Source organism: Desulfonatronospira sp. MSAO_Bac3 (genome assembly GCF_003838035.1).
GTDB lineage: Bacteria > Desulfobacterota > Desulfovibrionia > Desulfovibrionales > Desulfonatronovibrionaceae > Desulfonatronospira > Desulfonatronospira thiodismutans.
Genome location: NZ_QYZY01000187.1, coordinates 1 through 11,751, shown reverse-complemented (window position 1 = coordinate 11,751; position 11,751 = coordinate 1). Strand labels below are relative to the sequence as shown.

Annotated in this window: 11 protein-coding genes; 10 read left to right on the top strand and 1 reads right to left on the bottom strand. The window is 51.4% G+C overall.

Annotated features, from left to right (window positions below; all coding sequences use genetic code 11):
* The first annotated feature begins 1,060 nt into the window (after positions 1 to 1,060).
* From D5S03_RS06555 to D5S03_RS06535, 5 genes are all read left to right on the top strand, one after another.
* Positions 1,061 to 1,774 (top strand): FadR/GntR family transcriptional regulator, encoded by a 714-nt coding sequence (locus D5S03_RS06555; RefSeq protein WP_287043072.1) that lies wholly within the window; start codon positions 1,061 to 1,063, stop codon positions 1,772 to 1,774.
* Positions 1,775 to 1,873: 99 nt separating this feature from the next.
* Positions 1,874 to 3,034, top strand: a complete 1,161-nt coding sequence (locus tag D5S03_RS06550; protein ID WP_008871751.1) for an iron-containing alcohol dehydrogenase — start codon at positions 1,874 to 1,876, stop codon at positions 3,032 to 3,034.
* A 295-nt stretch (positions 3,035 to 3,329) separates the two neighbouring features.
* The gene (locus tag D5S03_RS06545) at positions 3,330 to 4,781 is read left to right on the top strand and encodes a CoA-acylating methylmalonate-semialdehyde dehydrogenase (protein WP_287043071.1); all 1,452 of its coding nucleotides are present in this window, start codon (positions 3,330 to 3,332) and stop codon (positions 4,779 to 4,781) included.
* Positions 4,782 to 4,866: 85 nt separating this feature from the next.
* Complete coding sequence (locus tag D5S03_RS06540; protein ID WP_287043069.1) at positions 4,867 to 5,304, top strand: ferritin family protein; 438 nt, start codon at positions 4,867 to 4,869, stop codon at positions 5,302 to 5,304.
* 17 nt (positions 5,305 to 5,321) lie between these two features.
* Entirely contained in the window at positions 5,322 to 6,473 is a 1,152-nt protein-coding gene (locus D5S03_RS06535; protein WP_008871748.1) for an iron-containing alcohol dehydrogenase, read from the top strand.
* Positions 6,474 to 6,735: 262 nt separating this feature from the next.
* Here D5S03_RS06535 and D5S03_RS06530 read toward each other — a convergent pair whose 3' ends face one another.
* Entirely contained in the window at positions 6,736 to 6,909 is a 174-nt protein-coding gene (locus D5S03_RS06530; RefSeq protein WP_008871747.1) for a hypothetical protein, read from the bottom strand.
* Positions 6,910 to 7,989: 1,080 nt separating this feature from the next.
* Between D5S03_RS06530 and D5S03_RS06525 the strand changes: the two genes are divergently transcribed.
* The 5 genes from D5S03_RS06525 to D5S03_RS06505 form a co-directional block, all read left to right on the top strand.
* Positions 7,990 to 9,126, top strand: coding sequence for a PP2C family protein-serine/threonine phosphatase (locus tag D5S03_RS06525; protein ID WP_161598703.1), 1,137 nt, complete (start codon positions 7,990 to 7,992; stop codon positions 9,124 to 9,126).
* A 37-nt stretch (positions 9,127 to 9,163) separates the two neighbouring features.
* Positions 9,164 to 9,517 (top strand): STAS domain-containing protein, encoded by a 354-nt coding sequence (locus D5S03_RS06520; RefSeq protein WP_008871745.1) that lies wholly within the window; start codon positions 9,164 to 9,166, stop codon positions 9,515 to 9,517.
* A 30-nt stretch (positions 9,518 to 9,547) separates the two neighbouring features.
* Positions 9,548 to 10,057, top strand: a complete 510-nt coding sequence (locus D5S03_RS06515; protein WP_008871744.1) for a tetratricopeptide repeat protein — start codon at positions 9,548 to 9,550, stop codon at positions 10,055 to 10,057.
* Positions 10,058 to 10,113: 56 nt separating this feature from the next.
* A complete protein-coding gene (locus D5S03_RS06510; RefSeq protein ID WP_287043063.1) occupies positions 10,114 to 10,695 on the top strand; it encodes a tetratricopeptide repeat protein in 582 nt (193 codons plus the stop codon).
* On the top strand, positions 10,682 to 11,751 hold a 1,070-nt coding region (locus tag D5S03_RS06505; protein WP_287043061.1), incomplete at its 3' end, for a tetratricopeptide repeat protein. The genes D5S03_RS06510 and D5S03_RS06505, both read left to right, overlap by 14 nt.

Genomic DNA, 11,751 nt, shown 5'->3' with positions numbered 1-11,751 from the left:
GCCCGTGCCAAAAAAATCTTCTCTGGCACGGGAAGCCTTCAGGCTTCACACCCGACTAAAATGCGCTTTGCTGTCCTGCGGAATTTTAGCGGGCAGGCAGGTGCTCCGCACACACGGTTTTGAAGAATAAAAAATCCCCAGCAAGGCATTGCCCACATGGTAGACAGGCAAATTGGCATATCTCCCCCCTGAAGAGTTACGCAGCCTGGGCTGGATATCCCAGTGAGCCGGATGGGCTGAAATTACGTATATCCGAGTCTGGATGAATATACCAGTGAAAGCGCCTTTGTAAAGATTATATATTTTAAAATATAAATATTATAATATTTGTTGACATCCATTTTATAAACAGGCAGCCTTGCTTCCACATCGATTGTTTAAGGAAGGGATCTCATACAACCACCCCTGGCCTTAAGAAGTATGGGAGTATGGGAGTAAGGGAGTAAGGGCGTAAGGGAGTATGAAAGTATGGGAGTCAAGATATCTTTATACCCACACATGGATACTCCCATACACCCATACTTTCTTCCTAAGGGAGGGGAGCTGCACCGTGGCCTGGATTTACTTGTGTGGTGGGTTTCTGGAATGTTTATAAGGTAGGGATTTCATACAACCACCCCCGACCCCTCCTTGGCTAAGGAGGGGAGCAGCACTGTGGCCTGGATTTACTTGGGTAGTGGGTTTCTGGAATGTTTATAAGGTAGGGATTTCATACAACCACCCCCGGCCCTTCCTTGGCTAAGGAGGGGAGCTGTACCGTGGCCTGGATTTATTTGGGGGGTGGAAGTTTAGTCACGATCCAGACGGAGTGTTTATACAGATGCATGCGTCAGAGTGTTGCCACGCCTCGATCTGCTCCCCTCCTTGGCTAAGGAGGGGTTGGGGGAGGTTCGATATTTAGCTCCCTTCCTTTACTGAGGAGCAGGCCCGGTTGAACATTGCCAGGCACAGAGAAAAGATAGAGTTCTTCCTTTGCGATCATCGCGTCTTTGCGTGAGGAAAAATGGATTGCGGTCATAGCCGCCTTAAACATCAACCGGAAAAAATTATTAAATTAACTATGTTTCAGCATGTAACCAACGAAAAACGTTCAGTTTTTATAATCAACCAGATTCGAAGCAACATTCTTATGGGGCGACTCAAGCCCGGTGATCGGCTGCCGTCGGAACAAAAGCTCATGTCCGAGTTCGGGGTCAGCCGGTTCACCTTGAGGGAGGCTTTATCCTCCCTGGAAACAATGGGACTTCTGGAAATCAAAAAAGGCTCGGGAGGCGGGCCGGTGGTCAAGGAAGTGGGCATGGATTTTACCAGGGATGCAATCGGCCATTTTCTTCATTTCCAGAATGTGTCCATAAAAGAGCTTTCCGAGGTGCGAAAGCTCATAGAGCCCTATCTGGCCTCCAAGCTGGTGGAAAAGCTCAGCGACAAGGACCTGGAATACCTGCAGTCCTTAAACGATGCCTGTTCCCGGACTCTGGAGCGGGGCGAAAACATCATCGGCGGGGAGCACGAAATCGATTTTCACGTACACCTGGCCAGGGTATCCGGTAATCCGGTCCTGGTAATGATCCTGGATTTTGTGAACAAGCTCCTTGCAGAGGTCAAGGTGGAGGTCAAGCCCGGCCCGGATTTTTCCCAGCACGTAGTAGATGCTCATCAGCGCATTCTGGACGCCTTGGTGGCCAGGGACGCGGAGAAGGCTGCTCAGGCCATGTATGACCATGTATGCGATGTGGAAAAAGAAATGCTGGGCATCATGGAGTCCCGGTCATGATGGTGCACTCTAAAAAAGTAACCATATAGTCCTGTCAGCACTTCACCGGGCAGTGAGGGATGCTGCACAACCATTTTCTGCAAGCTCAGGAGATAAGTTATGAAAAACTGTACCTTCAGGTCACCCCCGACGATTCATTGTGGAAGCGGTTTTTCCGCCAAGGCAGGACCAGAGGCCCTGCGCAGTGGAGCCACCCGGGTTTTGCTGGTCACGGACAGTACCCTTAAAGAAATGAATGTCATTGCCCCGGCCCTTGATTCTCTGAATGAAGCCGGATTGCAGGTTGTGGTCTTTGACGAGGTGGACGACGAGCCCACCCTGGAGCATGTAGAAAAGGGCCTGGAGCTTTTGCGCCGGCACGGGTGCGATTTTCTCGTGGCCTGCGGAGGCGGCAGCCCCATTGATGCAGCCAAGGCCATTGCCATTGAGGCCGTGAATGAGGGCCGGATATTGGATTATGCCGGGATAGACAAGATTCCCGGCCCCGGTCTGCCGGTCATGGCCATCCCCACTACCGCTGGAAGCGGAAGTGAAGCCACCATGGTAACCATTATCACAGATGCCCGCACTGATGTAAAAATGCTGCTCATCAGCCCCTGGCTGATGCCCCGGGTGGCGGTCATAGATCCCCTGCTTACCCTGAAATGCCCCAGGCACATTACCGCCAGCACCGGCCTGGACGCCCTGACCCACGCCATTGAAGCCTATGTTTCTGTCAAATCCCAGCCCATGAGCGATATGCTGGCCCTGTCCGCAGTGAGGCTCATCAATACATATCTGCCCAGGGCCTGGGCCAATCCGGACGATCTGGAGGCCAGGAGCCAGACTCAACTGGGCTCTCTGCAGGCCGGCATGGCCTTTACCAATTCTTCAGTAGCCCTGGTGCACGGCATGTCCAGGCCCATCGGGGCCAATTTCCACATAGCTCACGGCGTTTCCAATGCCGCCCTGCTGGGTGTGATTACAGATTTTTCACTGCTGGGTGCTCCCCAGCGTTACGCCGCGATCGCTGAGGCCATGGACCAGCCTGTAGCAGGCCTTCCTGTGCACCAGGCGGCCAGGCTTTGTGCAGACAGGACCAAGGAGCTGATAGAACAGCTGAAAATCCCCTCCCTGAGTCAGCTCGGGGTGACCCGGGAGAAACTTGATCCTCTGGTGCACAAGATGACTGATGACGCACTGGCCAGCGGCAGTCCGGGAAACAACCCCAGGAAGGCAACCAGAGATGAGATTGTGGAGCTCTATTATCAGGTGCTTTAGCGGAAGGTAGCGGGAATCTGGATAAGGAAGTGGTTATTTAGAACGAACCACCCCCGGCCCCTCCTTAACCAAGGAGGGGAGCAGTCCGTGCTGCAGGCATATAATGACAAGTTTTTGTGACAACGACATAGCCGAACCTGCGGGAATCTGGATAAGGAAGTGGTTAATCAGAACGAACCACCCCCGGCCCCTCCTTAACCAAGGAGGGGAGCAGTCCGTGCCGCAGGCATAAAATGACAAGTCTTTGTGACAGCATGTTTAAAACAACAGATAAAAAATATTGGAGGATTTGATTATGAGTTTGCCGCTTTTGAAAAATTACATCAATGGTGAATGGGAGCAGTCCGGCACCACTGAAACTGGAACAGTATGGAACCCAGCCACAGGAGAGAAGCTGGCCCAGGTGCCATACAGCACTGCTTCCGAGGTGGACAGGGCTGTGCAGGCCGCCAGGGAAGCGTTTCAGGAATGGCGCACCGTGCCTCCCATCAAAAGGGCCAGGTATATGTTTGCCCTGAAAGAGGTGTTTGAGGAAAACTTTGAAGATATTTCCAGGACCCTGGTCCGGGAAATGGGCAAGACCCTGGATGAATCCCGGGGCGAGGTCCGCCGCATGATTGAAAATGTAGAGCACAGCACCGGTGTGACAAGCCTTGCCATGGGGTCCACCCTGGAAGACATCGCCAGGGGCATTGACTGCAGCAGCGAGCGCCAGCCCGTGGGGGTATTCGGGTGTATCCCGCCATTTAATTTTCCAGCCATGGTCCCCTGGTGGTTCATGCCTTACGCCCTGGTCACCGGCAACACCTTTGTTCTCAAGCCTTCAGAGCAGGTGCCCATGACCCAGGGGCTGATTTTTGAGCTCATGGAGGAAATCGATCTGCCTGAAGGGGTGGTGAACATGGTGAACGGATCTAAAGAAGTGGTCAACGCCATGCTGGACCACCCGGACATCCAGGGGATTTCCTTTGTGGGCTCCACACCCACGGCCAGATACATTTACAAGCGTTGCGGAGAAACCGGCAAAAGAGTGCAGTCCCTGGGCGGGGCCAAGAATGTAATCACTGTGATGCCTGACACCAATATAGACAAGGCCATGCCCTCCATCATCACCTCGTTTTTCGGATGTGCTGGACAGAGGTGCCTCTCTGGTGCGGTTCTGGCCCCTGTGGGAGACATAGCCGATGAATTCCTGGAAAAGTTTGTGGAGCAGGCCCGCAATCTGAAGGTGGGGGACGGCCTTGATTCGGGTACCCAGATGGGCCCCCTGGTATCAGCAGCCCACAAGGAAAGGGTGCTTGGGTATATTGAAAAGGGAATATCAGAAGGGGCGGAGCTGGTCCTGGACGGCAGAAACCCGGCAGTGGAAAATCCCGAAGGGTTTTATGTCGGTCCGACCATTTTCGATAACGTGAGCAAGGACATGACCATTGCCAGGGAGGAGATCTTCGGGCCGGTGGTGTCGGTTCTGCGGGCCGGGTCCCTGCAGGAGACCATTGATTACGCCAACAGTACAGGTCTGGCCAATGCCGCCTGCATATACACCTCCAGCGGTGGGGCTGCAAGGGAATTCAAGTATAAAGTCAAGCCCAGCATGGTGGGCGTCAATGTCGGTATAGCCGCCCCCATGAGCTTTTTTCCTTTCGGCGGCGCAGGCGATTCCATGTTCGGGACCCACAAAGGCCAGGGCCAGGATGTATTCCAGTTCTTCACGGATGCCAAGGTGGTAATCAGCCGCTGGTTCTAAGCAGGCCGTAAGAATCAGGTCATGGCAAAACACGCGTACAGACCCTGAGTCAAGGTGTTATGCGTATTTCAACAGGAGTTTAAAAATGTCCCTGAAAAACTTCGGAGGTGTCCTGGACTATGCCATTGCAATGGAAAAGCAGGACGGCGGATTTATACAGCAGGCCATGAACAATCCGGACATGCAGGATTGTTCCGAGCTGCTGCAGGCCCTGGCAAAAGAAAACCTCAAAAATGCCAAAAACCTGGCCAGGGCAAGACAGGAAAATATCTCCGAGATGATCCTGGAACCTGTCCAGGGTCTGGAAGAAAAGAGTTATCAACTGTCTCAGCCCGATGCCGCAGGCATCAGCAGGCCGGAAATAATGCAGCTTCTGCAGCGGATGGAAGAGCGGGCTCAGCAGTTTTACACGGATGCCGCGGAAAAAATCAGGCCTGTTTCAGATGTGTTCAGTACATTCCAGAAATTGGCCAAAAAAAGAAAGGCCCGGATTGAAAAGCTCAATCCTGTTTTGGAAAACTAAAACCAAGGGGGAGTAAAATGGCAGACTTTTTGTGTCCCGCAGTGAATTTTATCGGCAGGGGTACTGTAAGTGAAATCGGTTCCAGGGCGAAAATGTTCGGAACCAAAGCCCTGATGGTGTGTGATCCGGACCTGGTCAAGATTGCCGGGGGACCGGTGGATACAGTCAAGGCCTCTCTTGAGAGCTTCGGCATCAAGTTTGCTGTATTTGACGGGTTCGAGCCCAACCCCAAGGATACCAATATCGCAGACGGGCTCAAGGTGTACAACTCCGAGTCCTGCGACATGATCGTCACCGTCGGGGGAGGCAGCACCCATGACTGCGGCAAGGGAATCGGCATCGCCGCAACCCATGAAGGGGATCTGTTCGACAACTATGCCGGTATTGAAACCCTGAACAATGAACTGCCTCCAGTTCTGTCTGTGAATACCACTGCCGGCACCGGCAGCGAGGTGACCAGGCACTGCGTAATCACCAACACGGCAAAGAAGGTCAAATTCGTTATTGTCAGCTGGAGGAACCTGCCCAAGGTGTCCATCAACGATCCGGATCTGATGGTGGGCAAGCCGCCGGCACTGACCGCAGCCACAGGAATGGACGCTCTGACCCATGCTGTAGAGTGTTATGTGACCAAGGATCCCAACGAAAACGCCGATGCCCTGGCCCTGCACTCCATAAAGCTCATTGGCAAGTATCTGCGCCGGGCCGTAGCCAACGGACAGGACATGCAGGCCAGGGAAGGTATGGCCTATGCTTCATTGCAGGCGGGCATGGCCTTTAACAATGCCGGCCTGGGCTACGTGCATGCCATGGCCCATCAGCTGGGCGGCCTGCTGGATCTGCCCCACGGCATTGCCAATGCTGTTTTGTTGCCCCATGTGGAAAGGTACAACCTCATGGTCAATCCGGAGAAATTTGCGGAGATTGCTGCAGCCCTTGGCGAAAATACCTGTGGACTGGGACAGATAGAGGCTGCTGAAAAGGCCATTGACGCCATCCAGCGTCTTTCCAGAGACGTGGGAATACCTCAGGGACTGTCGGAACTGGGTGTGAAGGAGTCAGATATCGAGCCCATGGCCAGACAGGCCATGCAGGACGGCAACGCAGGCACCAACCCCCGTGTTGGAACGGTTGAGGATATTATACAGCTGTTTAAAAACGCCATGTAACAGCCGGTCTCCATCCCAAACTGATTTGCGGCAGGGAGAGGATTCCCTGTCCCTGCCGCCTTATCGGAACCATTCAGGGGGGTGCCGGATTCACGCCTCTGGCGGGACAGTCCCCGGGCCTTGTGCCAGTAATCAGCACCGAGGACCCCTTGAATGGTTACGCCCCCTGAATGGCTCTCCCGTACTGCCTGCAGCTTTGAGCTGCAATATTCAAGGCCCTGTCAGCGTGTCAATCTTTTCGGGCTGGAAGCTGCCGGAAAGTCTAAAGCTTGTGACCCCGGCCGCGCTCGGAGAATTTTCTTGTCAGATCAACTCTGCGTATGCCTTTCCTGTCTGCGCATTCTCTGCATCTGCCCTGGGTGTAGGCAAGAGCGTCAAAACGGGGGTCATACGAATACTCTTTTTTGCATTCCTTACACACGGTTGTCAGCAGCATAGGTCATTCCTCCTTTTTCACCTGTATGTTGCTCGCCTGCAGGAAGACAAAATTTTGCAGGCGTAGACTTCTGCTTAAAAATCAAATAAAAACAAATGGTTATCTTTTTGTGCATTGTAAAGCATAGCAACAGGAAATTGCAGGCAAGGTGCCGGTAAAGACTGTCATGGTAATTTAACATGCATGTTGTACTGGATGTCAGATGCCACTACTCAATTTTTTGTTTTTATTTGTTTCCATACAGAAAGAAAATAGACATGTTTATCCAAAGTCAAAACTTATGTCTTCTGCTTGTGCTTTCATCAGGATACTGCATTCCAAGGCATGAAAGCCATGAAGATATTTTACAGCGGAAATTTATTATTGAGTTGAAAAAAGATTTAAATACATGCATTTTGCTCACCTTTTCCTGTGCTATAATTTAAACACAAAAGCCGAACTATCCTTAAAGGACAATCCGGCTTAAACCAAATTTTAAACAGCCTGCACTTGTTAATTTTTATAATTTGTGCCTTGTTGAGTTTATGTATAATGAATAAGTTTAAATCAGTCAAGAGAATTTTTTAAAAAAATGTCTGGATTTTAAAAAAAGAGTCAGCATCTAATGTAAAATTAAAATAAAAAGTATATCTGTTGTTTATTCATTTTTAATCTTTGTTTATAATAAACAGTTTTACAGTTTAAGTATAACATGGGACAGTACTCTACAAAATATTGTTTTTCTGATTATATTTTATTATGTCATTATAATACAATGACTGGAATGCCCGTCCGATAATCTTTTTAAAAATATGGTTGAACTTTAATAATCAGTCTATAACAGTTTGTTCTTATAATATATAGTAGTGTGCATTCGTATTGGTAGAAAATATGAATTTTTTTATATGGTCGATTCGACCAAGCTTGCATTGATGTATGCTCAAAGGTTGCTCACCTTATTGCCTGGAGTGAAGGAACTTATGAGTTCAGTGATGACAGGCAGTTATCATAAACTTTGCCATGTCTTATCTGCTTGACCCTTTGCACGATCAGGTTTAAATCGAGATTAGAAAGGATGAGACCTGGTCTGGCATGCAGTACATGATGCAAAAAAAATACAAAATACTTGTGGTGGATGATTCTCCGCTGAACATCCGTATCCTTAGCTCCATTCTAAAGGATGACTACAGGGTCCAGACAGCCCTGCACGGAGACAAAGCCCTGCAGATAATCTTTGGAGACGATCCTCCGGACCTGATACTTCTGGATATCATGATGCCGGGTATTGACGGGTATGAAGTGTGCAGAAGGATCAAGGCCGATCCGGGCACGGCAGGTATCCCGGTGATATTCGTAACCGGCAGATCCGATGTTGAAGATGAAGCTTACGGCCTTTCCCTGGGGGCTGTGGACTACATTACCAAGCCTTTTCATTTTCCCATAATCAAGGCCAGGGTCAAAAATCACCTGGAGCTTTTGCAGGCCAAGCGCTCGGCTCAAGAGGCCCACAGCAGACTGTCCAAAGAACTGCAGGCCATGAGCGACCTGCAGACAAGCATTCTGCCCTCCACGGAATACCACTCTCAAGGTCTTTACGCACGCGGATTTTATCAGCCCTCTGGTCTGGCCGGTGGTGATTATTTTGACTATCTGCCCTTGGGCCATGACGGCCTTCGGTGCGTCATAGCCGATGTTTCCGGGCACGGGGCCAGGGCGGCTTTTCTTATGTCCATGGTCCGCACAGTTTTTCATTTTGATGAGGCTGTCCTCCCCCTGCCGCACCTTCTTGAGGCCCTCAACAGTCAGCTCATGCAGACAGTGGGAGATATGGGCGACTTTGTAACCCTCATGGCCGTGGATATTGATCCCCTGAAGAACAGGCTGGAATATATAAACGCCGGGCACTGTCCGGCATTTCTGCGCGATGGTCAAAGTCTGCATGAGATTGAGCCCACTGCGGCCCTGCTTGGTTTTCACCAGGAAAAGTACAAGAGTCGATTTCTTGAATGCGGCCGGGACTGGGAGCTTTTCATGTATACCGATGGGTTTTACGAGTGCCGGGTGAACGGAAAGGATATTTTCGGGTACGAGGCCTTCAGGGAACTCTGCTTCGGGCTTTTGTCCAGGGATGATTTCCAGGTGCAGGATCTTGCAGGCAGGGTCTCAGCCGCCTCAAAAGGCGTGGTAGGCTTCGAGGATGACTTGACCGGGATATATGTTCAGAGTAAGGGTAAATAAGATTAAACTGAATGACAGCAGCAACAGGATGGCCTGAATGTTTTTTGAGTCCAGAAATATTAATGATATTTTGGTTATAAGGCCAATGGTAGAACGAATTGATGCAGAAAACTCCTCGAGCTTCAAGGGCTGGATGGTAGATTATATTCTGCAGGGCAAAGAGAAAGTAGCCCTGGATTTATCTGAAGTTGAATTTATGGACAGCTCCGGTCTTTCGGCTCTGCTTTCCACTGTGAAGACCATGAAGAACCGAGGCAGGCTGGTGTTTTTCGGTGTAAGACCCAACGTTGGCAAACTGTTTTCCATAACCAGGCTGGACAGGGGGGTCTTTGAGATTCATCCGGATGAGCAAAGCGCGGTAGAGGCATTGAGAAAAGATGAAAATTCATAAAGTTTAGGGCCGGCTATTTCAGGGTAAGGCATGAACCTTGACTTGTTTTCCGCAAAAACCAAGCAGTATACAGGCTTTGCCCTTATGCTGCTTTTTTTGATGCTTGTAACACCCTGGGCCTATATGCACTTCAACCAGGAAGAGGTGTTGTGGCGTAAGGGTCAGCAGTCCTTTGCACAGGGAGATTATGAACAGGCCGCCGCTTATTACAGCCGGGCTCTGGAAAAGGGTAAGATCAGCTACATGCTCTTAGACCGCCTGGGTGATTCCAGCCTTGCAACAGGCAGACCGGACCAGGCCAGGGATGCTTTTGAAGTCTTGCGTCAGAGATATCCTGATGATGCCAGGGTTTTACTCAAGCTGGCCCGGGCCTACTGGTCCATAAACGATTCCGGGCAGGCCCTGGAATTAGTGGACCAGGCCCTGGAACTCAGGTCAGACTGGGAATACGCCCTTTTTTTGAGGGCGCAGATACTCACCAGCCAGGGACGGTTTGAGGAAGCCATCAATATTTATTACCGGATTCTGGGAGAAGAATGATGAAGATATTTATTTTATTTATTTTCAGTGCAGCTGTGTTCTTTTTTGCAGGTTCTGTGCAGGCAGAGGATTCCCCGGGCGATTTTCTCATGCAGCAGGAGAGGGTGTCACCTGAGTTCAAGGATGAGATAGAGGACTGGCAGGCCAGGCTGGAGCTGGCCAGGCTGCTTAGCTACGTGCAGCGCTACGATGAAGCCATAGACCAGTACCACAGGGTGCTGGATGAAAAGCCTGATCTTGTCCAGGCCAGGCTGGAACTGGCCAGAGTCTACTACTGGACGGATGAGATTGACAAAGCCCGGGAAATGTTTGCCTCTGTTCCAGAAGACAAGATAACCGGGGAAGCCCGCCTGGAGCTGGGTGAGATTTATGCCATGCTGGAACAGTATGACCGGGCGGCAGACATTTACCGGGAATATCTGCAGGACAACCCCAGGCAGGACGAGGCGCGGTTCAAGCTGGCCCGGGTGCTCAGCTGGAAGGGGGATTACGAGGCTTCCATCCAGGAGTACGAAAGGGTTCTGGAATCCAGGCCCGGGGACAACCAGGTCAGGCGGCATTACGCCCAGGTGCTCATGTGGGCGGAGCGGTATGATGAGGCAATAGAGCAGATGGAGAAGACCCTTGAATCCCGGTAGCCAGGGGATGAAGATCCAGCTGATGCCTGAGCACATGCCGGGTGCCGCCTGGAACCCTTCCCTGACCCTTCCCTTTCGCCTGAAAGACGGGCGGCAAGGAAGGGGAACAGGAGAAAAACAGGTCTTTCAAGCCACAGGACAATGTATATTTGACAGATGGCTGGCGCTTGCCGTCTTTGTCATTTTGCTGCTGGGCCTTGTCGGGGCCAAGCCGGCCGAGTCACTGGGATCTTCTACAGTGGTTCCCGGGGATGCAAGGATATCCCATGAAGAGGCCGGAGAAATGCTCCTGGAGCTCTTGCTGCAAAGCGGTAAAGAAGAGCACCTGTCTAAGGCAGGGCAGGTTCTGGAAAGAATTGAGTCCACTCATCCCGACGGTTCCCTTATGGCCCTTTACCGTATCCGGCTGGAAGCAGCCCTGGGCAACCGCAGCAAAGCCGTGTCACTAACTGAAGAGTTTGTACGTTCTCAAGAATTTGATGCGGACAGATTCATCCAGGTTGCCGATGTCCTGGCTTCCTTAGGCAGGTACAGGATGTGCCGGGAAATATACACCAAGACCCTGGACAGGCTGAAAGGGGAAGAAAAGAGGCGGATCAGGCTTGTCTATTCTGAGCGTTTGCTGCTGTGGGGGGATTATTATTCCGGGGAAGAGATAATCCGGGAGGAGCTGGCGGATAAAAAGCATGATCCGGAGCTGAACCTCAGGCTGGCCAGAAACCTGGTTGCCCAGCAAAGGTTTGAACAGGCCCGCAAGCATCTGCAGAGGATAGTCCACCAGGGACCGGAGAAAAGTCCGGCAGTCTATTTTGAGGCCTGGAGCGAGGCAGTGAATGTCGCTCTGCTGCAGAAGGATTTTGCAGCGGCTGCGCAAGCGGCTGATGATTTTCAGGACTGGTACGCAGGTAGAGAAGATATTCTTCTGCCCGGGGCCAGGGCCTACCTGCAAAAGGGCCGCCTGGAAGATGCCCAGAAGCTCTTTGAAAAAGCCTCCGGGCATGAGAATCTCAAGGTTCAGGCCCTGCCCGGACTGGCCCGGGTGGAGATGAAAAGGGG